Origin of the sequence: Chryseobacterium sp. WLY505 (assembly GCF_030846215.1) — a bacterium.
In the GTDB taxonomy this organism is placed as follows: Bacteria; Bacteroidota; Bacteroidia; order Flavobacteriales; family Weeksellaceae; genus Chryseobacterium.
Map to the genome: position 1 here is coordinate 39344 of NZ_JAVCWI010000017.1, position 22998 is coordinate 62341.

The following is a 22998-nucleotide window of genomic DNA, read 5'->3' on the forward strand; positions in this document are numbered from 1 at the left end:
ATGATCACATTACACTCTTTTACGATAGAAGATGCTCCACAACTGATTTCAAAGATAAAAGACGAAAGAATGCTTCTTCAGTTTGCCGGCCCGGCATATCGTTTTCCTCTCACGGAAGAACAGCTGGAAAAGGATTTATCAGATGAAAACCGAACTCTTTTTAAAATTACAGATGAGACAGGAAGTACAATCGGGCATGCCCAGATATTTCTGAAAGAAAAAACATTCCTGTTGGGAAGAATTTTGATCTGGGATGAAAATAACAGAGGAAAAGGTTATGGAAAGAAGGTGATGCAGGAGCTTTTGAAATATGGCTTCAGTCATTTTGATAAAGAAACAGCAGAGCTGAACGTGTACGACTGGAATACCGGAGCAATTGAATGTTACAAAAAAGTAGGTTTTGTTTTTGATCCATACGTTAAAAGCGAAGCCAGGATTGATCAGGAAACATGGGTTTCTCTGAATATGAAAATCCGTAAAAATACTTTCGAATTACAGGAATCATGACAAATTTTACCGCACTTCGGCCTGTTTTATGGACAGAAAACCTCGATGAAACCATTGCATTTTATATGAATATTCTCGGATTTACCCTGATGGGAAGAAATGATGACTGGCAATGGGCTTCTCTTCGAAAAGATGACATATACATTATGCTTTCCCAGCCTAATGAACATGAAAACAATACGTCCATCGGGTTTTCAGGATCATTTTATTTCAATGTAAATCAGGTGGATGATCTTTGGGAAGATCTTAAAACAAAAGCCAAAGTCTGCTATGAAATTGAAACTTTTGAATGGGGAATGAGAGAATTTGCAATATATGACAACAACGGATATATATTACAATTTGGTGAACCCGTAGATAATATTGGCAATACGGAATAAAATTTGCTATTTTTGGAGAAATATTTAGAAATTCAATGAAAAAAAGTATAATAGCGGGTTTCGCAGCGATTTTATTATTGGCGTCTTGTAATAAGGATAAAGAGATTCTTAATACATTAAACACTTATAATACTTCAATGGAGGCGAAGGGATACCATTTCGGAGATAAGCTTGAGCTTCCGAAAGAGGTAACGGAAAATGCAGAAAGCGTAACGATCAGCTTTGGAGATAAAGAAACAACAGATTTAACCATTGATCCTAAATTTTTCACATTAGGAGACAATGCTGTTACCTTCAATATTAAAACAAAAGGAGGTGAAGTCCTTAATCAGGATGCAACCATCAATGTATTTGCAAAAAATCCTGAAAAAAATATTCCTTATCAGATTGTAGCGGAATATCCTCACGATCCTAAAAACTTTGTACAGGGTTTTCAGATTGAAGGAAATACAATTTATGAAAGTGACGGGCAGAACGGATCTTCACAAATTCTAAAATACACGTTGGGAACAACCACTCCGCTGGCTTCTACAAAACAGGCTCAGGAAGACTTTTCTGAAGGAAGTACCATCGTAGGAGATAAAGTGTACCAGCTGACATGGCAGAGTAAAAAAGGATATGTTTATGATAAAAGTTCATTAAAGCTGCTTTCAGAATTTGCTTATCCAAATGTATTGGGTGAAGGTTGGGGATTAACGTACGACGGAAAAAGCCTGATTGCTTCTGATGGAAGTAAGCTTTTATATTTCCTTGATGTCAACGATCCTTCAAAACTGATTAAATATATCGCTGTAGCAGGAAGTTCTCAGGCATATGATCAGTTGAACGAACTGGAATACCACAACGGGTTTATCTATGCCAACGTATGGCAGAAGCCGATCATTTTAAAGATCAATCCAGCCAATGGAGAAGTCGTGGGAACTTTTGACTTTACTGAAATCGCAAAACAGAATACCAAGGGAAGTGATGATGTACTGAACGGAATTGCTTTCAAAGGAGATAATATGCTGGTAACCGGAAAGAACTGGCCGAAGATTTACGAAGTTCAGATCAAATAATCTGATTTTATTGATAAAAAAAATAGCGTTCCCTTGGGAGCGTTATTTTCGTTTTAAGGATTAAATTTTAGTACTTTTGGAAAATGATTAAAAAGTTCATGAAGCAAAATATTATGGCTGGTCTGGCAGCCATATTCTTGTTGGCTTCCTGCAATAATAATGAGAAAATGCTGGATTCTCTGGCGGATTACAATAACTCAAAAGAAGAAAAAGGCTATCATTTTGGGGATAAGCTTGATCTTCCAAAAGAAGTAACGGAAAATGCAGAAAGCATAACCATCAGTTTCGGAGATAAAGAAACAACGGATTTAACTGTTAGTCCGGAGTTTTTTACATTGGGAGATAACGATGTAGTCTTCAGGATTAAAACAAAAAATGGAGAAATATTAAATCAGGATGCTACCATTAATGTATTTACAAAAACTCCTGAGCAGAATATTTCCTATAAAATAGTTGCAGATTATCCTCACGATCCCAGAAACTTTATTGAAGGCTTTTTGGTAGAAGGAAATACAGTGTATGAAAGTGATGGCATGGAGAATGCTTCCCAGCTTATAAAATATACTTTAGGATCATCTACTCCGACAGTTGTAAAAAAGCAGCCTGCTGAAATTTTCTCCGAGGGCTGTGCGATCGTTGGAAATAAGATCTATCAATTAACCTATAAAAATAAAATAGGTTTTATTTACGATAAAAATACGTTTGAAGAACTTTCAAAATTTCCTTTGCCTAATATAATTGGAGAGGGATGGGGACTGACGTACGACGGAAAAAACCTGGTGGCTACAGACGGCTCTAAAAACCTTTATTTTCTGGATATCAATGATCCTTCTAAAGTAGTGAAAACTATAGCTGTTGGCGGGAATTCTGAAATTTATAATCAGCTCAATGAGCTTGAATATCACGATGGCTTTATATATGCCAATGTGTGGCACAACCCTGTAGTTTTAAAGATCAATCCTGCTACAGGAGATGTTGCAGGTAAATTTGATTTTACCAAATTAACCAAAGAAAACGATCAGGGAAACAGCGAACATGTGCTGAACGGAATTGCCTTTAGAGGTGAAAATATGCTGGTGACAGGGAAAAACTGGGAGAAAATTTATGAAGTTACTTTTCAATAAAATCATTGTATTCATTGAACAGAGACTTCTTTTTTTTCAGCAACAGTCTGTTTTCAATTTTGATTAACAGCAAAGAAAATTCTATTGGGTGTAATCATCTTTTGAGTAAAGTAATTTTTCAGTAAATTGACCCCATTAAAAAAGCAGAGTGAAGTTTTTAAACATACTATTTTTTTTCCTTTTCTGTACGGCTTCAGCGCAGAATATTCTTCCTTTGGATACATTGAAACTAAAGGAAGCCAAAGATATGCTTGCTGACGACTATGGAAATCTGTATATCTATAAAAACAAAGATTTCAGTTTTACCAAATACGATTCTTTAGGAAAGCAGATCGGGAAAATGATGCTTACTGTTCCTTACAAAGTTCAGTCAGTACAAAATCCTCTGAATGTACCTTTATTTTCTGAAAATGCTCAGGAAATGAAATTTGTAGACCAGAATATGAATGAGATTCAAAGATTGGATTTTAAACAGAAATTTGGCTTTATCAGAATGGCTTATGCCGAAGATCTGCAGCAACTATGGCTTCTGGATGACAGTACAAAACGTCTGATACAGTATAATTTCAGAAATGATACCACCATCAACTCATATCCTTTTGATATCAGTTTTGAAGATTTAATGGATATGCTGGTCTATGAAAACAAGGTCTATATTTTAACCAGAAAACATATCAGGATTTATAGCCTGAAATTTGAAAAACTTTTCGAAGCCCCTTTGGAAAACGGAAAACGTTTTCGAAGAGAAAACGATATGATCCTGGTAGTTGCCGGTAATTTCATTTCACAATACGTCCCTGAAAAAGGGATGACAACCATTTTCGAAGACCAGGAAGCGCAAATTGTGGATAAAAACATCCTCTCTTATTTTGCAATCAAAGGGAACAAACTCTATCTTTACAGCCTTGAAAAAGTAAAGAAAGCCAAACAGCAAAAACAGCTCGAAGCTCAGCCGGAATCTCTGCAGCCATCTACAGAAAAACCAGTAGAAAAAACGGAAGAGAAACCTGATGAGAATACAGCAGAGAAACCTTCAGACAATACTTTACAGAAATTGATTGAAGACATTTCTCAGGTTGAGACCGGGGCCATCGAACAACTTATCAACTAATCAGTAATACAAGGAAAAGAATATTATGCATATTGCAGTTACAGGAAACATCGGAGCCGGAAAAACAACTTTGACAACGATGCTTTCCAAGCATTACGGATGGGATGCACAATTTGAAGACGTAGATCATAACCCGTATCTGGAGGATTTTTATTCTGATATGAGCAAATGGAGTTTTGCATTACAGGTCTATTTCCTGGGAAGCAGATTCCGTCAGGTGAAGGAAATCAGAGAAAGTGGGAAAAACATTATTCAGGATCGTACCATCTATGAAGATGCCCATATTTTTGCAGAAAACCTGAATGATATGAATCTTCTTTCAGACAGAGATTTCAATAACTATTCATCAGTTTTTGATTTGATGAAGTCCTTTGTATCCGCTCCGGATCTTTTAATCTATTTAAAATCAGATGTTCCTAATCTGGTTAAAAAAATCTACAAAAGAGGCCGTGAATATGAAGCATCCATCAGCATTGAATATCTTTCAAAACTGAATCAGAAATATGAAAAATGGATTTCCAACTATACAGAAGGAAAACTTCTGATTGTAGAAGTGGATGATCTTGATTTCGTTGAAAAACCTGAAGATTTCGGATTTATTCTGGAAAAAATTGAAGCAGAACTACACGGATTGTTTTAACATATTTTTATCAGAACATTAAGACATACTCAGGGTAATTCTTTTTAAATTTGTTGAGATCAAGTTTAATTTTTTGAATAATTATATCATGGTAGTTAAAGTTTTACATAACGGAAACTGTTCAAAGTCAAATGCTGTACTGGAGTATCTTGACGAAAACGGAGTGCCTTTTGAGATCATTAATATTGTTGATGATCCGTTAAGTCCTCTTGAAATAAGAACGGTGCTGAAAAAACTGAACCAAAGTGTTTTTCATATCATTCGTAAGACAGATAAACTGTATATTGAAAATTATGCAGATAAAAATTATTCTGAAGAAGAGTGGATTAAAATTCTTTCTGAGAATCCCTCTCTGATACAAAGACCGATTCTTGTAAAAGGCTCAGTAGCCATGCTGGGAAGGCCTATTGAAAACGTAAAGTTCTTTATTGAAAAGTAGATCAATCAACTTAATACATAAAAAACCGTTCTTTTTAGAGCGGATTTTTTTATGTTATGGGGTTGCAGTTTTGCTGGTTCCATTGATAATCTTATATAAAGCTTCCAGTTCTTTTGGTGGGCGTCCGGAATCAAAATCTGAAGAAGTATATTCCCTTCCGTTAGAGGTAATGATAATGGATGCAATCATTGCCCGGTCAGAATGCCTGCCCTCTGTAGGAGCTTTAAGATCTGATATCTTGGATAAGTCAATAGTTTGAGCCAGTCTGGAAACCGTCTGCCATTCCGCAGGAGATATTTTAGTAGTAGTAATTTCTTCGTTAATATTGGATTCTTTTGAAGAAGGGGTGAAGACTATGTTTCTGCTGAATCCTCTCGTCCTTTCTGTTAATTGAATCCGTTCAATCTTTTGTTGCTGAACTGCAGAGGATATAGCAGTCGTGTTATTTTGACTGTTATCTTTGTGCATACAACTTGTAGAAGAGGTGACCAAAATAATACTAAATAGGATCAGTTGGATGTTCATCATATTCTGTTTTAAGTTTTAAATAATAAAAAACCGCTTCATGATGATGAAACGGCCTTTGTTTTTACAATAGAATAACGCCTTCTATTTTTGCTACTTCTTTATAAATATTCACTACCTGATTGGCATCCAAAACAAATGCATTAATGTTGCAGGCAGTGTATTTTCCATTTTTGCTTTCTCGGTTTCCCAGTGTAAATTTAATACCATCAAAAACTCTGTAAATTTCAGTAAGTTTTGCCTGGTCTGTAGGGATAATAAATTTAAATAAATAATCCTCCGGAAAATCATGATGATCCTCCAGTTTCTCCTTCAAAGACTGATAAAAATCTTCGGGGCTTGCGTGTTGATTTCCTTGTAATATATCCATCTGCAATTGTTAATATAATATAAATATAACGAAATTTTTCCTATTTTCCAAATGGTCCCAGCAGAGACTTGGAGTTCTGGTGCTCATAATCTTCGATGATGTTGAATAATCCATTGACCAGCTGTTCAGAAGCAAGTTTACTCAATCCTCCTGAATTGACAGTGTTGTTATTCCCGCCCAGAAGGCTGCCTAAAAAATTACTTCCTGATAACGCCGTATTGATGGTTTTTACAATTCCATATTCATTCAGTTTTTCATCTACTTTAGGAGCGATGGCTGCAATCAGCTGTTGGGATGTTTTTTCCTTCAGAATCTGTGTCGCCGTTGTTCCCTGCATAATTCTCGTTACATCCTGGGCATTCAGACTGTTGACCGCATCCTGCAAAATAGGTTTTGAAGTATTCACGGTATAAGCTGCTGCCTGAGCAATATAATCCCTTTCTTTAGCTACGAGTGAAGGGGCAATTTTCTCCAGCGTAGAATTAATATCTCTCAACTCTTTAGGAAGCGCTTTATCTACCATATTGTTCTGCAGAAACGCTTCTTTGTTTCCATAGATACCCATTCCTTTATCAATACCATTGAGCAGGATTCTTTTAATAATAGAAAGCCCCATGTCTGATGTAGCCAGTGATGTGCAAGATTGTACACTGGTGGTAATAACAGCACCGGTCCCGATCAGAAGAGCGGCTGCAATGATATATTTTTTCATTGATCTTTTTATTATGTATTTCTAAGATGCTTTTGTCAAAAACTGCACCAAAGGTAATTACTATTCTCTATTTAACAAAATATTAAATTGAGTGCTGAATTTGGTGAATTTTTAAGGTCAAAATATTAATTTAACATTCATGAAATAACGGTAAATTGATAATAATTTTGAATATAAAATTATAAAACGTGAATATTTATCATTTTTGATGTAACAAAAAAGGGCGATGTTTAAATATTTAAGATAATTTAACATTGTTCGATATTTTTTATATTTTTGGCTAATGTCTTTTTTTGAGATTTTAAATAACTCCACTATTTAAAGACAGAAATGAATTTGATTTATTTGAATAAAATTGAAACTATATGAAACAAAGTAATTTAAAGTATCCATGTCTCATTGCCGTGTTGTATTTCGGGATGAACGTGAATGCACAGGTTACGCAGGATTCTGCTAAAGTCCAGAAGATTGACGAAGTCGTGATGATTGGATATGGTAGCCGTAAAAAAGTGGATAATACCACAGCTATCAGTTCTATCAGCGCTGAGGAAGTAACCAGAACCAAAGTATTGAATGCATCACAGGCTATTCAGGGAAAAGCTGCTGGAGTACAGGTTATTGCTTCTGATGCGCCGGGATCAACTCCGACAGTAATGATCAGAGGACTTGGTACAGTGTTAGGTGGGAGAACTCCACTATACGTAGTTGATGGAATGTATGCCGATAACATCAACAATATCAACTCTAATGATATTCTGACCTATGATGTATTGAAAGATGCTGCAGCATTGGCAATCTATGGTAACAGGGCTGCAAATGGGGTAATCATCATTACGACAAAATCAGGTAGAGGAAAGTTAAGTGTTTCCTATGATGGATTGGTTGGATTCAGAAGTCCTTTAAAAACGATCAAAATGGCCAATGGGTCTGAATTTGCAACCTATAACAATGCAGGTAAAACAAGTACTTATCTGAATCCTAATCAGCCGTACAACACAGATTGGTTCAAAGAAATTACAAGAACCGGTATCTATAACCAGCATAACTTATCAATTTCCGGATCTTCTGAAGCTGCAAAATACTTTTTAAGTTTAAGTAATTATGATGAGCAGTCCATCCTTAAAGGAACAAATTATAACAGGACTACAGTAAGAACCAATAACGAATTCAGGATTACCAAAGGTATCAGATTAGCGCAGACTTTAAGTGCTACCTTTACCAATGATACTCCTAAATCGTATGGTGCTTTTACAAATGCATATAAACAATCGCCATTAGTCCCTGTATATTATCCGAATGGAAAATATGGTCAGCCTATCTATAACAAGACTAACGGAAATATCGATTACGAAGGAGGGCGATTTAATAATGTTGGAAACCCTGTGATGCAGCTTGCTTATGATAATCAAAGGGGAAAAAATTTCTTATTGCAGGGTGGTTTAAAACTGGATATTGATATTTATAAAGATTTGAAGTTTACTTCTCAGTTTAGTGGTGAGTACAATAATTATAAATATTACAATTTTGTAAATTCAAAAGCATTCTGGTTAGATAGCGATCCAATGAGGGTTGACAGTGGATATGATACTTCTTTGCCTCTGACAAGATTAACCAATAAAAATCAAAACTATTATAATTGGGTACTTAATAACTATTTAACCTATACCAAGAAAGTAGGAAATCATGATATTGAAATTGTAGCAGGTACGGAAGCTTCAGTTGCCAACGGTCTTGAAACCTTAACGATCAACAGAAAGAATGTACCCGTTTCACAAGACTACTGGAATCTGGATGGTGTAGATTATTATGGTAATTTATTTAGTGATAATACGACCAAAGCCATTGAATCTATAAAAGGGAACAGAAACACCACAATTTCTTATTTCGGAAGACTTCAGTATAAATTTATGAACCGTTATTTATTAAGTGGAACGATCAGAAGAGACGGATCATCTCAGTTTGCTGAAGGACACAGATGGGGGACATTTCCATCATTTGGTGCCGGATGGATCATCTCTGAAGAAAGCTTTATGCAGGATGGGTTCTTTGATCTTTTAAAATTAAGAGGAGGCTGGGGTAAATTGGGTAACCAGAAAGTTCCATTAAACTATTTACCACTTTCATCCGGAGCTACTTACAATTACGGATTTGGGACATCGCCTGTAAGCAATGGCGTAACTGTTAATCAAGGATATGACCCGGAATTAGGATGGGAAGTTACAGAAGAAACCTCTTTGGGATTAGATTTTGCGATCTTGGATAAGAGGTTGTCTGGAAGTTTTGACGTTTATAACAGAAAAACTAATAACCTTATTTTAGGAGTGGTACCTTATCTTGCAACAGGTATTTCGGATGTAAATTATTCACATATGGGAAGCGTTGTTAATAGAGGTGCTGAGGTGAGTTTAAACTGGTCAGATAAAGTGGGAGAAGATTTCAGTTATTCTGTTGGAGCTAATTATTCTTACAATAAAAATAAACTTGCTAGAATTGATACTTCAAAACCTGTTTCTCAGATTATAGGAGGAAACCTGGGCAACGGAGTCGATACAAAACTATTTAATGCTTCAGCAATAGGTTACGCATTGGGAAGTTTTTATTTATATGAAACTGATGGTTATGATGCCAATGGTAACCTGAAATTTAAAGATTTGAACGGTAATGGTACTATGGATGGAGGAGACAGACGTTTCTTCGATTCTTATATACCAAAATCAACATTAGGTGTTAATTTTTCAATGTCTTATAAAAATTGGGACTTTGCCTTGAGCGGTTATGGAGCTTTTGGATTTAAAGTATACAACGGTAAGAAAGCACAAAGAAATGGCGGAGAAAATGTTGAAGCATCTGTAGCGAATGATTTCTGGACTCCTACAAACACTAATGCAGCAAACCCTGTAAATCCTTCAAATATTCCTGTAGCTTCTAATTTCTATTTGGAAAGTGGAGATTATTTTAGAATTAATAATATTTCCGTAGGGTATACATTTAAAAATGTAACGGATTATATGAGATCTATTAAGCTTTATGTGAGTGCAATTAATCCAATTGTATTCCAGAAGTATTCAGGGTATTCTTCAGAATTATCAGGATATAATCCTGCAGATACTACAGCAGAAGGTGATCCTTACAAACGTGCGGGAATAGAGCTGGATGCTTATCCTACATTGAGGTCTTTTGTATTTGGTGTTAACCTAAATTTTTAAAAAAATGAATAAGAAATATATCATAGCAGCTGCATTTTTAATTTTAGGAGCTGTTAACCAGAGTTGCAGCAATGACTTTATTGATGTGTCTCCTACAGAAAAAATTCCCGAAGCTGCTTTGGGTGAAATCTATAATAATAATGAAGGAGCCAATAGCTTGGTAACTGCTATTTATGCTAAATTCTTAGATTGGAACATGAGTACTTTCGCTTGGATTGGCGTTACATCCATCGTTTCAGATGATGCGGATAAAGGATCCAGCCCAAGTGATTCAGGTTCTGATAAGGATGTTCTGGATGCGCTGAATTTTAATGCAGCAACTCCATCATTCAAAGAACTGTTTGCCTCCAATTATCAAGGGATAAACAGATGCAACCAGGCATTGAAATATCTTCCTCAGTTAGATAAAGCTGATCCGCAATTGCGTGCAAGACTAGCTGGAGAAGCTAAGTTTTTAAGAGCGTTTATGTATTTTACTTTAGTGAAATCTTTTGGAGGTGTCCCGTTAGTAGACCACGTTCCTGTAACAGGAGTTGAAGCAGATAAACAAATGACACTTACCAGAAAAAGTAAGGAGGAAATTTATGCATTCATTGAACAGGACCTTAAGGATGCCATAGCCGTTCTTCCTAATAAATCAGCCTATGGGGCAGGTAATATAGGGAGAGCATCTGTTGGTGCTGCCCATGCGCTTTTAGCTAAAGTGTATTTATATCAGAAGAAATGGCAGCTGGCTGTAGATGAGACTAATTTGGTTACTGGGTATTCATTAACACCTAATTTCCAGGATATTTACAAAGTTTCCGGAGAAAATAATGCTGAATCTGTTTTTGAAATCAATGGGACTGGGGGAACAGCAGGAAGAGCAATTCAGCAGTATAGCCAGGTTCAGGGAGCCAGAGGTACTACAGGCTGGGGCTGGGGATTCTCTACTCCTACCCAAGGTTTGTATGATGCATACTCTGCAACAGATTCAAGAAGAGATGCTACGATTATCCACAGAGATATGACTTTATATGATGGATATTATGTAGGTCCAAATACAGAAAATAAATTTTATAATTATAAAGCTTATTCTTCAAATTATAGAGATCAGGCTTCAACAGACGTAAATATTCGTTATCTGAGATATGCTGAAGTGCTATTAATCAGAGCCGAAGCAATGAATGAACTAGGACAAACATCTGCGGCTATTCCTTTCCTGAATCAGGTAAGAAACAGAGCTAACATCGGAAGTACCCCTGCTACTTCTCAGGCAGATGTAAGATTAGATATCTGGAAACAGAGAAGATTGGAGCTTGCTTTTGAGCATGACAGATGGTTTGATCTTGTAAGAACAGGACAAGCACAAGCAGCGATGGCTGCTGATGGTGGAAAAAAATTCATCGTTGGAAAACATGAATTATTCCCACTTCCGCAGGACTTCATAATGGAAGCCGGTGGATTGTCTGCTCAAAACCCGGGCTATTAAAATAAACCATAAACATTAGAGGAGAATGAAAGTTCTCCTCTTCTTTTAGTAATAAACCCAATAAAAAGAGATCCCATGAAAAGGAACGTATTATCAATAGCTATCACCTCTTTATTCTTTGTGTATTCCTGTAAAAATGCTCCCGTTGCAAAACAGGAGGCAGGAAAAACTGAAGCCATAAAAAGCAATATCACGGATGAACAACTGATGGACAGAGTACAGAAAGATGCTTTAAAGTACTTTTGGGATTACGCAGAACCCAACTCGATGCTGGGAAGAGAGCGTTACCATGAAGACAATGTCTATCCTGATAATGATAAACACGTGATCACTACAGGAGGCTCTGGATTCGGGTTGGCAACTATTCTGGTAGGCGTAGAAAGAGGATTTGTTCCAAGAAAAGAAGCCGTGAAAAGACTTGCTCATATCATGGATTTTCTGGCAAAAGCAGACCGTCACAAAGGAGCATGGTCACATTGGATTAATGGAGAAACCGGGAAAACGGTTCCTTTCGGAAAAAAAGATAATGGCGGAGATCTTGTAGAAACAGCATTTCTTACCTCAGGAATACTGATGGTCCGTGAATATTTTAAAAACGGAAATGCAGAAGAAAAAGCTCTGGCTGCAAAATGTGATGAGCTATGGAAAGGAATCCAATGGAACTGGTATACAAAAGGAGGTCAGAAAGTACTTTACTGGCACTGGTCACCGGATTACCAATGGGAAATGAACTTTCCTCTGGAAGGATATAACGAATGTCTGATCACTTATATTTTAGCCGCATCTTCCCCTACTTATTCCATTGATGCAGAAACCTACTATAAAGGCTGGACCAGAAACGGAACTTACCTTACAGACAAAACAAAATACGGATTACCTCTGTATGTAAAACATAACTATGCCGAAGAATATGGCGGACCGCTTTTCTGGGCACAATATTCATATATCGGGCTTGATCCGACTGGATTATCCGATAAACTTGTTAAAAATTACTTTGACATCAATAAAAATCAAACCCTCATCGATTACAAATACTGTGTTGAAAATCCAAAACAATGGAAAGGTTACGGGCCAAACTATTGGGGACTTACAGCCGGTTATACAAGAAATGAAGACGGAACTACTGGTTACACAGCGCATATGCCAGGCAATGATAATGGAGTAATCACTCCCACAGCTGCATTGAGCAGTTTCCCGTACACTCCTAAAGAATCAATGGCTTTCCTGAGATTCATGTATACTCAAAAACCTGAATTTATAGGATCTGCAGGACCTTATGATGCTACTTCTATTAATTATAACAATTGGTTTACGCCAAGATATCTGGCCATAGATCAGGGAACCATAGCTCCCATGATTGAAAACTACAGATCAGGATTCCTTTGGAAACTGTTTATGAATGCTCCTGAAATTCAGCAGGGATTAAAAAAACTAAGTTTCCAGTCAGCCAAATATGGAATAAAATAATTCAATAGGAACGGGATACTATCCTGAGCATAGTCGAAGGGAGCCCGTTTAAATAAAAAATCAATCCGCTGGCTTTAGCCAAAACCTAAATAACAATATGAACCTAAAACTGAAACATCTCCCTCTTTTATTACTGCCGTTTTCATTACCAATGAATGCGCAGGAAATAAAAGGGGAACTCAATAAAGAAATTAAAAGACAGGAGAAAATGTCTTACATTCTGGATTACCCTAAAAATACGAAAGGGAATGTTCCTTTGATTGTTTTTTTACATGGCTCCGGAGAGCGTGGAACCAATCTTGATTTGGTAAAAGCACACAGCCCATTTACCTATAAAAATCTAATTAAAGAACCTGTAGCTATTCTGGCACCTCAATGTCCGGAAGGAAGATGGTGGGATACCGTTACCGTATATAATCTGATCAAAGAAATTCAGAAGAAATATAAAATTGATGCCTCCCGCATTTATCTTACAGGACTTTCAATGGGAGGGTGGGGAACTTTGAAACTAGCTATGGAACATCCGGAAATGTTTGCTGCGGTGGCTTCAGTCTGCGCCCCTACAGATCAGGTAATGACCGCCAATATTCATCAGTTTAAAGATCTGAATATGAAAATTTTTCATGGCGGGATGGATGATATTGTATTGCCAGCCAATGCTTTTAATTTTTATCAAAAGCTGCATCCTGTAAATCCTACAGCTGAATTGGTTATCTTTCCGAATGACAATCATAATTCATGGGATTCTGCCTATTCAAACCCTGCTTTGTATGAATGGATGCTATCTAAAAAGAAAGAAAAATAACCCCAAAATACACAATGATTGAAAGATAAACTCATCGAATTAAAGCAAAAAAATATAAACAATAATTTAAGAAGATAGATTTATGAAAAAGTTAATTGTAATCGCCACCTTAGCATTGGCTCCTGTATTTTCCGCTCAGGAAATGGTAACCAGGCCCGTTCAGTCTTATCAGACGGCTCAGTATCAGGCTAAAAAGAAAGCTTTTGTAGATAATCTTTTGTCTAAAATGACATTGGATGAAAAAATTGGTCAGATGAACCTTCCCACTTCCGGAGATTTCACTACCGGACAGGCACAGAGCTCTGATATCGGAAAGAAAGTAGAACAGGGATTAGTCGGCGGATTATTCAATATAAAAGGAGCAGATAAGATCAAAGCTGTTCAGAAAGTAGCTGTAGAAAAAAGCCGTCTGAAAATTCCTATGATTTTCGGTATGGATGTGATCCACGGGTATGAAACAACTTTCCCGATTCCTCTAGGGTTGGCTGCTTCATGGGATATGAACCTTATCCAGCAGTCAGCAAAAGTAGCTGCCAGAGAAGCGGCTTCTGACGGAATCAACTGGACATTCTCTCCAATGGTAGATATTTCCCGTGAGCCAAGATGGGGTAGAGTATCAGAAGGCTCTGGTGAAGACCCATATTTAGGAAGTGAAATTTCTAAAAATATGGTGTATGGCTATCAGGGGAAAGACCTTGCGAATGGAACCAATATTTTAGCTTGCGTGAAACACTTTGCCTTATATGGAGCAGGGGAATCCGGAAGAGATTACAATACCGTTGACATGAGCCATGTAAGAATGTTTAATGAATATTTTCCACCTTACAAAGCCGCAGTAGATGCTGGGGTAGCTTCGGTAATGGCTTCTTTCAATGAAGTGGATGGAGTGCCTGCGACAGGTAACAGATGGCTTCAGACTGAAGTATTGAGAAATCAATGGAAGTTTAAAGGATTTGTAGTAACAGACTATACCGGGATCAATGAAATGGTAGACCACGGTATGGGAGACCTTCAGCAGGTGTCTGCTTTGGCTTTAAAAGCTGGAGTTGATATGGATATGGTGGGAGAAGGTTTTTTAACAACTTTAAAAAAATCACTGGCAGAAGGAAAAGTGACACAAGCCGAAATTGATATGGCAGCAAGAAGAATTCTTGAAGCAAAATATGATCTTGGCTTATTTGATAATCCATACAAGCACGGAGATGCAAAATTGGCTGCAAAAGAAGTCTATAATATGGAAAACCGTAATATAGCAAGAAACACGGCTGCTCAATCCATGGTGTTATTGAAAAATGACAATCAGGTATTGCCTTTAAAAAAATCAGGAACAGTGGCTGTAATCGGACCATTGGTGAATAACTCAATGAATATGGCCGGAACATGGAGTGTTGCTACAAAACACGCAGCTTCAGTTTCTTTGATGCAGGGATTACAGTCGAACTACGGAAAAGAAGTTAAGTTTTTATCAGCAAAAGGTGCCAATATAGATTATGATGCTAAATTAGAAGAAATCTATGCTGCTCACGGTAAAAAAACAGACAGAGACAACCGTTCCAAAGAAGAGTTGTTAAAAGAAGCGGTAGAGGTTGCCAGCAAATCAGATGTGATTGTTTTGGCTATCGGAGAATCTGCTGAAATGAGTGGAGAATCTTCTTCAAGAACAGAAATTACCATTCCTCAGTCACAGGTTGACTTACTAAACGAGTTAAAAAAAACCGGAAAACCAATCGCGATGGTTCTTTTCACAGGTCGCCCATTGGCTTTAACCAATATAAAAGATACTCCGGATTCTATCTTGAATGCATGGTTTGCCGGATCTGAAGCAGGAAATGCTATTGCAGATGTTCTGTTCGGAAAAGTAAACCCATCCGGAAAACTTCCGATGACTTTCCCAAGAAGCCTTGGACAGGTGCCAATCTACTATAATGCTAAAAATACAGGTCGCCCGCTAAGCCAGGATAAAGTAGATAAATGTACTTATGAAAGATTCCGTTCAAACTATATGGACGAGTGTAATACTCCTTTATATGCTTTCGGATACGGATTAAGCTACACGAAATTCAATTACTCAGGTATGACTGTTTCCAATACTACAGCGAAAGGAAATCAGACTGTTCAGGCAACTGTTACAGTAACCAATACAGGAAACTATGACGGAGCTGAAGTGGTTCAGTTGTATATTAGAGATATGGTGGGAAGTATTACAAGGCCGGTAAAAGAATTAAAAGGCTTCCAGAAAATATTTTTGAAAAAAGGAGAATCTAAAAAAGTAACTTTCGATATTACTCCTGAAAGCCTGAAATTCTATAACGGAGATTTGAAATATGACTGGGAATCAGGTGAATTTGATATTATGATCGGAACCAGCTCTGACAATGTTCAGCATTCAAAGATTAACTGGACTAAGTAATATCTGGAAAGTAATTCACCGGATTGTGTTATGATAGTTTTTTTGGCACGATTTTTAATAATACCTCGGATAATTATTATATACAAATCGACATGAAAAAAACAATTTTATTAAGCACAATGTTCCTGGGTTCTTTAGTATTTGCACAAAAAGGAACAATAAAAGGTGGAGACAAAGATGCACACGGATGTATTGGTTCTGCAGGATATACTTATTCTCAAATTAAGAAAGACTGTATAAGAACTTTTGAACAGAAAATCAAGTTGACAGAAGTAGCTCCGAAAGACAGCTATACTTCAATAGCTGCAGTTATTTTCAGTAAAGACATGAAACAAGCTGAGGTTTTTGTAAAAGATGCCGGTGAAAGAAGCATCATCCTTACCAGAGCAGGAGGTAAAGCTAAAGCATGGAAAAAGGATGGCTATGTATTGATTCCTTACAAAAAGCACGGATATCAGCTTAAAAAGGATAATATCGTGATCTATCAGTAAGATTCGGTTTCAAAAAGAAAAACCGCTCGCAAGAGTGGTTTTTTTTTGTACCTTAGAAAAATTAATTAATATCACATTTTTGGGATATTTTTAATCCATCAGAAAACAAAAATTTTACCTATGAAAAAAATAATTTTACTCAGTACCATGTTCCTTGGTTCATTCGTTTTTGCACAAAAAAGTACTCCTGTTCTCGGAGGCGACAGAGATGTTCACGGTTGTATCGGCTCCGCAGGATATACCTATTCCCAATTAAGAAATAATTGTATACAAACTTTCAATCAGAAGATAAAACTCAAAGAAGTAAACTCAGACAAAAGCTATACTACAATGACGGCAGTTATTTTCAATAAAAGTATGACTAAAGCTGAAGTTTTTATTCCGGACGGAGCTGCAAAAAGCATTATTTTGGATAAGCAGGGAAAAGCAAAGATATGGAAAAGCGGAGCTCATGTGAAAGACAGCTATGTCTTAACTCCACATAAAAAAAGCTACCAGATCAAGAAGAATGATGAAGTCATTTATCAGTAAAATAAAAACAAAAATAACAGACCACTCGCAAGAGTGGTTTTTTTGTGGCTTGAAATCAATGAATTCAATTGGATTTTAATGCGACAAGTTTTGTCGTAGTGGATAGATATTTTTACACCATAATAGAATGACAACAGATATAAATAGAGAGAATTTAATTAAAAATAGTATGATTTACAGGATACCACAGAAAAATGATTTTCGTGTCTTAAAAAGTGTTAAATTCGTTTCGTTTTAATAAACTAATTACTAACTCAAAAAAACATAGAATGAAAAAATTCTATTTCGGTGCATTCACTTTATGCACAATCTTGGGAGTATCTGCCCAGGAAGTGGTGTGGCAGAAAGATATACAATCCTCTACCCAGGATTTTCTAAGTCAGATTACCACAACCATTGATCAGCAGTATTTGATCACAGGAAGCAGCATTCAGGGCAAAAGCCAACCGCAAGCAGCCAGCAGCCAAAAGCAAAACAACGGTTACGATTTTCACCTGGTAAAACTGAACCAGCAGGGTCAAGAAGTCTGGGAGAAATACTTCGTAGGACAAAACCATGATTACCTGTCTGCTACTGTTACCACGCAGGATGGTGGATTTCTCTTGGCCGGAACATCTTATTCAGGAAAAGGATTAGACAAAAAAGACGATTCCAAAGGAGGCTCAGATATTTGGCTGATCAGAATCAATGAATTCGGTGATGAATTGTGGCAGAAAACTCTTGGAAGTTCTTCTGATGAAGAAGCAAGAGCTGCCATTCAAACTACAGATTTAGGATTCTTTGTTGCAGGTAATGTACAAAATTCATCAAAAGGCTATGGTTCCAAAGATGTTTTAATTACAAAATTGGATAAAGACGGAAAAGAACTCTCCCAATTAATTTTAGGTGGAAAAGGCTTAGATGAAGTGGAGAAAATGATTCCAACAAAAGATGGCGGAGCATTATTGGGAATGTATTCAAGAAGTTCTGAAGTCAGTGCTTCGGGATCTGAAAAAGGTTCCGAGATGCGAGATGCGGGTTCTGCGTCAAACGTTCAAAACTCGAATCCCGTATCCCGAAACTCGAAACAAACTGAAAATTTCGGAGAAGGTGACTACTGGATTGTAAAATTGGACAAAAACGGAAAAGTAGAATGGGAAAAGAACTTCGGAGGCAAAGGAGATGATCATTTGAGAACCCTGGCTTTAACTTCCACTGGTTTTATCATTGGTGGAGAATCCAGATCAGAAAGATCAGGAAATAAAACCGTAGGCATTGAAGAAGGGACAGACCTTTGGCTGATTGCTCTTAGTGAAAAAGGTGATGAACAATGGCAGAAATCTTACAATTTTAAAAATCGTGATATCCTGATGGGAATGAGCGTTCTTCATTCAGCAGATGACCAATCTTCGAAAGGAATTTTATTGGGGGGCTATACGCAGGCAGAAGGAAGAATAGAAACTGATGACGAAACTTTCTGGATGCTTTATCTTGACCAAAACGGAAATGAACAGTGGAGAAAGCATGCAAAAGGAGAATCCAGAAAGAAAGAAGAAAGGCTTTCCGATTTAAAACTGAACAGAGATGGTTCTATTGTTCTGGCAGGAACCAGTGCTGAAGAATTGGGCAAAGAAAACTGGAAGATTGTAAAACTGGGAGACAAGCAGATTGACCAGCTGATTGAAAAATATGATATCAAGATCTATCCAAACCCAGTTTCGGATTATGCTTACGTAGAAATAGGTTTTGATTTTAAGGATGCAGAAATTCTCTTATATGATATGAGTGGAAGACAGCTTCAGAGCATAAAAACCAAAAACAGAGTCACTAAAATTAATACCCAGGCTTTGGTGCAGGGAGCTTATCTGGTGACGATAAAAACAGATAATAACAAAACGGCGAATGCTAAACTGATTAAGAAATAAAAACTAATTTATGAAGAAAAATAGAATAGCTATAATTTTATTACTAGCTTCACTACACAATACAACTCTTGCACAGTCTGGAGTAGGAGGAAGTGATCCTAAAAGTTATGTTGGCGATATTAACCAAATGTTTGCTTCTGCACCTACTTCTAACAATTTAATGAAATTTGAAGAAGTTCCCGTAAGTTATTATACAGGGGTTCCTGATATAAATATTCCCTTAATCAGCATTCCAACGATCAATTCTAAAGTTGTGATGGCTGTACAACTTAAATACCATCCCTTAAATGCTAAACCCGATGACAGAGCTAGTGAAACAGGATTAGGTTGGAGCCTTATTGCAGGAGGGACAATTTCAAGAACAGTTAGGGGAGGGAACCCAGATGAGAAAAATAGAACCATCCCATTCTCTTCTCCTCCAAAAACAAAATATGGGATTTATAATGAAATTTATAATCCAACTTCAAAATTGATAAAGGATCAAACAATTGATCTTGATAATTATAGTTTTGAAGCAGCCATGGGAAAGTATGATACAGAATACGATCTATATCAATACAATTTCATGGGACAGTCAGGAAGATTTTATATTATAAAAGATGATAATGGAAATTATAAACCTGAAAAATTAGATAAAAATAATTTACAGATCATCATTAATAATATTGCTCCAGCTGAAATTACCAGTTTTACTATTGTTGATGATAAAGGAATCAAATACACTTTTGAAGGGATGGAAAAGTCTCAAAAATCTATTACAAATGTAAAAATAGGTATTATAAGTGGTATAGGTAACCCTAACCCAAGTATGGACATTGCAAATTATTGGGCTGCATTTAATCTTATAAATATCAAAGATCAGAATAATAACACTCTTGCCACTTTTAATTATAATCTCAATTCTGTTGTTAAATTTGAAGAAACTCCGACTACAATTACGCGGCTTGCCGGAAACGTACAGTATTCCAACACCAGTGGAAGCACTGAAATCTCTGATGGGAGTATGCCTGGAGCTTTTGAAACACAGTATGTTTATAATACAACCAATACCAAGTTGTTAACAAACATTGATGTCTGGGGAAAGGGTACAATTAATTTAAATTATGAAAAGGGAAGGCAGGATTCAAATTATATGGAGCCTACAGAACTTTATAAACTAAAATCTGTTCAATCAAATTATATTGGGCAAAATACACAACAATACGTAGATAAATATGTATTGGATTATGGGTATTCGGATACAAATTTAAAACCTGAAAATGGTCCGGTGAAAACGTTGCAAAAAATGATGCTGGTAAAAGTTACCAAGACAGCACCCAATACACAAAATCAGGAATACAACTTAGATTATTATAATAATTCAGGGATACTTCAAAAAGATAAATGGGGATATTATAAAGGGGAAAATGATGCATATAGAAGTGACGTTTTAAAATCTTTAACATACCCTGCAAAAGGAAAAGCAGTATTTGATTTTGGTGAGAATATTTACAGCTATACCAATGGAACAGAATCTGTAACAGGGGAATGGGTTGATATAGATAATACTTTTGTATCCTATGATTTAAATACATTTAGTTCATCCATAAAAGAAGAATTTTTTACTGTTCAGACTCCACAAAAAGTCAAGCTTCATCTTGATCTTGGAAATTTAATTTATTCCAATTGGCATTTTTATATTTATAAAAAAAACGCAGACAATACTTACTCTGCTTCCCTTGCCAACTTTGGCTTAAGCTGGCAGTCATGTATAAGCAACAGTGGCGCTCAGTGTATGAACCAGAACTTAGGACCAAACGGAGAACCTATTACAGAATATGACTATGAAACAATTACTTTAGAACCGGGAACCTATTATTTATCCTTAACAGGAAGTAAGGGTATTACTCAGATGCCTATTACCTATTATCTTACAGCTTACACAAAAGAGCGTCAATTTAATAGCTTCCTAACTAAAAAAGGTGGAGGAATAAGAATCAATAATATTAAATATTTTGATACACTGACCTCTACAGAACCGACCAAAGCACTTTTTTATGACTATAAAGACATTAATGATCCACAAAAAAGCAGCGGTTCTCTTGTCTTCCCGGAGCCGATCACAAGCTTTGATGATAGTTACACCTATAGAAATAAGTTTTATAATCCTACAATTACCTATAGTGCTGATTTTAAAGTAACCACTGATTATAATATCCTACCGGTTCAGAAAACACAGGGTTCCGATGTGGGGTATAAATATGTAACTGTTGAACAAAAAGATAAAGATGACAATGGAAAAGGTAAAACTGTTCATACATTCAGATCTCCCATAGATTATCCAAATGATGGAATTTTATCTACGGTGCCACCTGTTGTACCTATTCCTAATCTTGATTATTTAAGAGGGCAGCAAGTATCGGAAAAGGTTTATAATGCAGCAGGCCAGATTATTTCAGAAACTACAACGCAATATACCACAACTGAATTTGAAAAAAATGATGCCGTTAAGCTTTATGACAATTACGAAAAGAATATGGTTTCGGAACTTTTTGGTTTCAGTAGTTACCAAGCGCTTTATAATCAATTAAACATGGGAGTAATGCTCACTAGCCCTTATAAAAGTTTCGAAAAGTTTGGAACAACATTACCTATTCAAAGAGAAGAGAAAACATATTTTTACAAAAACGGAATTCAGAATTCTGTGGTTAAAACAACAAACACTATCTACAATCAGGAGGATTATCCAACAAGTGTTACCCAAAATGAGTCAGGAGCAGGAACTTATATCTCAAAATATAAGTATGCTAAAGAAAAAAACAATCAATATTTAACAGCTAAAAATATGATTGGCATTCCACTGGAGACAGAAGCCCAAAAGAATGGTGTGACAATTTCTAAAATAGAGTCTTTGTATCCTGTCAGTCAGACTGAAGCAGTCACAAAAACTTTAGGGTTGGCATTGCCTTACCAGGTAAATTCTACAGATCTACAAAATGTTGTTTCTACTGAATTGACTTATGATAAGTATGATGAAAAAGGAAATTTACTCCAATATACCACAATAGAAGGAGTTCCTGTTTGTATTGTTTGGGGTTACAACCAGACCCAGCCCATTGCAAAGGTTGAGGGAGCTAAATTAACAGACATCCAGCAGTCATTAATAGATTCTATTGTTAATGCTTCCAACACAGATGCTTTAGCAGCTCCTAACAATGATGAAACATCTTTCTTATCAGCATTGAACACCTTCAGAGCTAATGCTGCATTATCCGGTTATCAGATTACCACTTACACTTATGATCCTTTAGTAGGAGTAAGAAGCATCACCCCACCATCAGGAATCAGAGAAAACTATGTTTATGACTCCGCAAACAGACTTCAGAAAGTGATCGATGTGAACGGCAAAGTGTTGAAGGAAATGAAATACAATTATAAAAACTAAAACTGATGAAAAAATTGATAATACCAATAGGAGCGTTGCTCTTATCCAATATAACTTATGCCCAGCTTTCCACGATTTCAAGCAATGAAAACTATATTCAGACCAAAACGTATCTGGATTATAATGGTACCACAGCTACAAAATCCTCAGAATCTGTACAGTATTTTGACGGACTGGGAAGGGCAAAACAGATTGTTAACATAGCTGCATCACCACTGGGACGGGATGTGGTTACTCATATTGAATATGACGCGTTCGGAAGACAGGTCAAAGATTATCTTCCTGTTCCCCAACTTTCCACAAGCAATGGAAACTATTATTCAGGACCTTTGGGTGTTTATCCTACAACCTACGGTAATGAAAAGATCTATTCTGAAAAAGTTTTGGAAAGCTCACCATTGGATCGGATTCTGGAGCAGAAAC

General features: G+C 36.4%; 20 protein-coding genes. 17 read left to right on the forward strand and 3 right to left on the reverse strand.

The genetic code is table 11. From position 1 onward, the window contains the following. The 7 genes from RAH34_RS21695 (at nucleotide 1) to RAH34_RS21725 (ending at nucleotide 5259) form a co-directional block, all read left to right on the forward strand. Nucleotides 1-507, forward strand: a complete 507-nt coding sequence (locus RAH34_RS21695) for a GNAT family N-acetyltransferase (RefSeq protein WP_114822473.1) — start codon at nucleotides 1-3, stop codon at nucleotides 505-507. Then, the gene (locus tag RAH34_RS21700) at nucleotides 504-887 is read left to right on the forward strand and encodes a VOC family protein (protein ID WP_306597509.1); all 384 of its coding nucleotides are present in this window, start codon (nucleotides 504-506) and stop codon (nucleotides 885-887) included. The genes RAH34_RS21695 and RAH34_RS21700 overlap by 4 nt, the downstream gene beginning before the upstream one ends. Nucleotides 888-922: 35 nt before the next feature. Then, a complete protein-coding gene (locus tag RAH34_RS21705) occupies nucleotides 923-1945 on the forward strand; it encodes a glutaminyl-peptide cyclotransferase (RefSeq protein ID WP_114822475.1) in 1023 nt (340 codons plus the stop codon). A 98-nt stretch (nucleotides 1946-2043) separates the two neighbouring features. Then, the gene (locus RAH34_RS21710; protein ID WP_306597510.1) at nucleotides 2044-3069 is read left to right on the forward strand and encodes a glutaminyl-peptide cyclotransferase; all 1026 of its coding nucleotides are present in this window, start codon (nucleotides 2044-2046) and stop codon (nucleotides 3067-3069) included. 148 nt (nucleotides 3070-3217) lie between these two features. Then, on the forward strand, nucleotides 3218-4180 hold the full coding sequence (locus RAH34_RS21715) for a hypothetical protein (RefSeq protein WP_114822476.1): 963 nt from the start codon (nucleotides 3218-3220) through the stop codon (nucleotides 4178-4180). Nucleotides 4181-4205: 25 nt separating this feature from the next. After that, nucleotides 4206-4820: a deoxynucleoside kinase gene (locus RAH34_RS21720; protein WP_002977952.1), complete on the forward strand. Its 615-nt coding sequence runs from the start codon at nucleotides 4206-4208 to the stop codon at nucleotides 4818-4820. Between the two features lie 88 nt (nucleotides 4821-4908). Further along, complete coding sequence (locus RAH34_RS21725; RefSeq protein WP_114822477.1) at nucleotides 4909-5259, forward strand: ArsC/Spx/MgsR family protein; 351 nt, start codon at nucleotides 4909-4911, stop codon at nucleotides 5257-5259. A gap of 54 nt (nucleotides 5260-5313) precedes the next feature. Here the strand turns inward: RAH34_RS21725 and RAH34_RS21730 are convergent, their stop codons facing one another. The 3 genes from RAH34_RS21730 to RAH34_RS21740 form a co-directional block, all read right to left on the reverse strand. Next, nucleotides 5314-5787 carry a hypothetical protein gene (locus RAH34_RS21730; protein ID WP_306597511.1) on the reverse strand — a complete coding sequence of 158 codons (474 nt, stop codon included), beginning with the start codon at nucleotides 5785-5787 and terminating at the stop codon, nucleotides 5314-5316. 61 nt (nucleotides 5788-5848) lie between these two features. After that, entirely contained in the window at nucleotides 5849-6154 is a 306-nt protein-coding gene (locus tag RAH34_RS21735) for a DUF493 family protein (RefSeq protein WP_034699649.1), read from the reverse strand. 40 nt (nucleotides 6155-6194) lie between these two features. Next, nucleotides 6195-6866 carry a DUF4197 family protein gene (locus tag RAH34_RS21740; protein ID WP_047433611.1) on the reverse strand — a complete coding sequence of 224 codons (672 nt, stop codon included), beginning with the start codon at nucleotides 6864-6866 and terminating at the stop codon, nucleotides 6195-6197. A 365-nt stretch (nucleotides 6867-7231) separates the two neighbouring features. Between RAH34_RS21740 and RAH34_RS21745 the strand changes: the two genes are divergently transcribed. The 10 genes from RAH34_RS21745 to RAH34_RS21790 all read left to right on the forward strand — a co-directional run. Continuing rightward, nucleotides 7232-10072 carry a SusC/RagA family TonB-linked outer membrane protein gene (locus tag RAH34_RS21745; RefSeq protein WP_114822479.1) on the forward strand — a complete coding sequence of 947 codons (2841 nt, stop codon included), beginning with the start codon at nucleotides 7232-7234 and terminating at the stop codon, nucleotides 10070-10072. Nucleotides 10073-10076: 4 nt separating this feature from the next. Beyond that, nucleotides 10077-11543, forward strand: coding sequence for a RagB/SusD family nutrient uptake outer membrane protein (locus RAH34_RS21750; protein WP_306597512.1), 1467 nt, complete (start codon nucleotides 10077-10079; stop codon nucleotides 11541-11543). Nucleotides 11544-11618: 75 nt separating this feature from the next. Then, the gene (locus tag RAH34_RS21755; protein WP_306597513.1) at nucleotides 11619-13010 is read left to right on the forward strand and encodes a glucoamylase family protein; all 1392 of its coding nucleotides are present in this window, start codon (nucleotides 11619-11621) and stop codon (nucleotides 13008-13010) included. Nucleotides 13011-13107: 97 nt separating this feature from the next. Further along, nucleotides 13108-13815 carry a prolyl oligopeptidase family serine peptidase gene (locus tag RAH34_RS21760; protein WP_306597514.1) on the forward strand — a complete coding sequence of 236 codons (708 nt, stop codon included), beginning with the start codon at nucleotides 13108-13110 and terminating at the stop codon, nucleotides 13813-13815. 82 nt (nucleotides 13816-13897) lie between these two features. After that, the gene (bglX, locus tag RAH34_RS21765) at nucleotides 13898-16225 is read left to right on the forward strand and encodes a beta-glucosidase BglX (protein WP_306597515.1); all 2328 of its coding nucleotides are present in this window, start codon (nucleotides 13898-13900) and stop codon (nucleotides 16223-16225) included. A gap of 92 nt (nucleotides 16226-16317) precedes the next feature. Beyond that, a complete protein-coding gene (locus RAH34_RS21770; protein ID WP_306597516.1) occupies nucleotides 16318-16716 on the forward strand; it encodes a hypothetical protein in 399 nt (132 codons plus the stop codon). A 120-nt stretch (nucleotides 16717-16836) separates the two neighbouring features. Continuing rightward, entirely contained in the window at nucleotides 16837-17247 is a 411-nt protein-coding gene (locus RAH34_RS21775; protein WP_306597517.1) for a hypothetical protein, read from the forward strand. A 269-nt stretch (nucleotides 17248-17516) separates the two neighbouring features. Beyond that, complete coding sequence (locus RAH34_RS21780; protein ID WP_306597518.1) at nucleotides 17517-19151, forward strand: T9SS type A sorting domain-containing protein; 1635 nt, start codon at nucleotides 17517-17519, stop codon at nucleotides 19149-19151. A gap of 10 nt (nucleotides 19152-19161) precedes the next feature. Then, a complete protein-coding gene (locus RAH34_RS21785) occupies nucleotides 19162-22575 on the forward strand; it encodes a hypothetical protein (protein WP_306597519.1) in 3414 nt (1137 codons plus the stop codon). A gap of 5 nt (nucleotides 22576-22580) precedes the next feature. Continuing rightward, a partial coding sequence (locus RAH34_RS21790; protein WP_306597520.1) for a DUF6443 domain-containing protein occupies nucleotides 22581-22998 on the forward strand: 418 nt, incomplete at its 3' end.

What these genes read in the sequence shown, in the direction of transcription:
- RAH34_RS21730 (WP_306597511.1), bottom strand. Translation starts at nt 5,787, where the DNA reads ATGATGAACATCCAACTGATCCTATTTAGTATTATTTTGGTCACCTCT.
- RAH34_RS21775 (WP_306597517.1), top strand. Translation starts at nt 16,837, where the DNA reads ATGAAAAAAATAATTTTACTCAGTACCATGTTCCTTGGTTCATTCGTT.
- RAH34_RS21760 (WP_306597514.1), top strand. Translation starts at nt 13,108, where the DNA reads ATGAACCTAAAACTGAAACATCTCCCTCTTTTATTACTGCCGTTTTCA.
- RAH34_RS21695 (WP_114822473.1), top strand. Translation starts at nt 1, where the DNA reads ATGATCACATTACACTCTTTTACGATAGAAGATGCTCCACAACTGATT.
- RAH34_RS21780 (WP_306597518.1), top strand. Translation starts at nt 17,517, where the DNA reads ATGAAAAAATTCTATTTCGGTGCATTCACTTTATGCACAATCTTGGGA.
- bglX (WP_306597515.1), top strand. Translation starts at nt 13,898, where the DNA reads ATGAAAAAGTTAATTGTAATCGCCACCTTAGCATTGGCTCCTGTATTT.
- RAH34_RS21755 (WP_306597513.1), top strand. Translation starts at nt 11,619, where the DNA reads ATGAAAAGGAACGTATTATCAATAGCTATCACCTCTTTATTCTTTGTG.
- RAH34_RS21770 (WP_306597516.1), top strand. Translation starts at nt 16,318, where the DNA reads ATGAAAAAAACAATTTTATTAAGCACAATGTTCCTGGGTTCTTTAGTA.
- RAH34_RS21725 (WP_114822477.1), top strand. Translation starts at nt 4,909, where the DNA reads ATGGTAGTTAAAGTTTTACATAACGGAAACTGTTCAAAGTCAAATGCT.
- RAH34_RS21705 (WP_114822475.1), top strand. Translation starts at nt 923, where the DNA reads ATGAAAAAAAGTATAATAGCGGGTTTCGCAGCGATTTTATTATTGGCG.
- RAH34_RS21750 (WP_306597512.1), top strand. Translation starts at nt 10,077, where the DNA reads ATGAATAAGAAATATATCATAGCAGCTGCATTTTTAATTTTAGGAGCT.
- RAH34_RS21735 (WP_034699649.1), bottom strand. Translation starts at nt 6,154, where the DNA reads ATGGATATATTACAAGGAAATCAACACGCAAGCCCCGAAGATTTTTAT.
- RAH34_RS21740 (WP_047433611.1), bottom strand. Translation starts at nt 6,866, where the DNA reads ATGAAAAAATATATCATTGCAGCCGCTCTTCTGATCGGGACCGGTGCT.
- RAH34_RS21720 (WP_002977952.1), top strand. Translation starts at nt 4,206, where the DNA reads ATGCATATTGCAGTTACAGGAAACATCGGAGCCGGAAAAACAACTTTG.
- RAH34_RS21710 (WP_306597510.1), top strand. Translation starts at nt 2,044, where the DNA reads ATGAAGCAAAATATTATGGCTGGTCTGGCAGCCATATTCTTGTTGGCT.
- RAH34_RS21700 (WP_306597509.1), top strand. Translation starts at nt 504, where the DNA reads ATGACAAATTTTACCGCACTTCGGCCTGTTTTATGGACAGAAAACCTC.
- RAH34_RS21745 (WP_114822479.1), top strand. Translation starts at nt 7,232, where the DNA reads ATGAAACAAAGTAATTTAAAGTATCCATGTCTCATTGCCGTGTTGTAT.
- RAH34_RS21785 (WP_306597519.1), top strand. Translation starts at nt 19,162, where the DNA reads ATGAAGAAAAATAGAATAGCTATAATTTTATTACTAGCTTCACTACAC.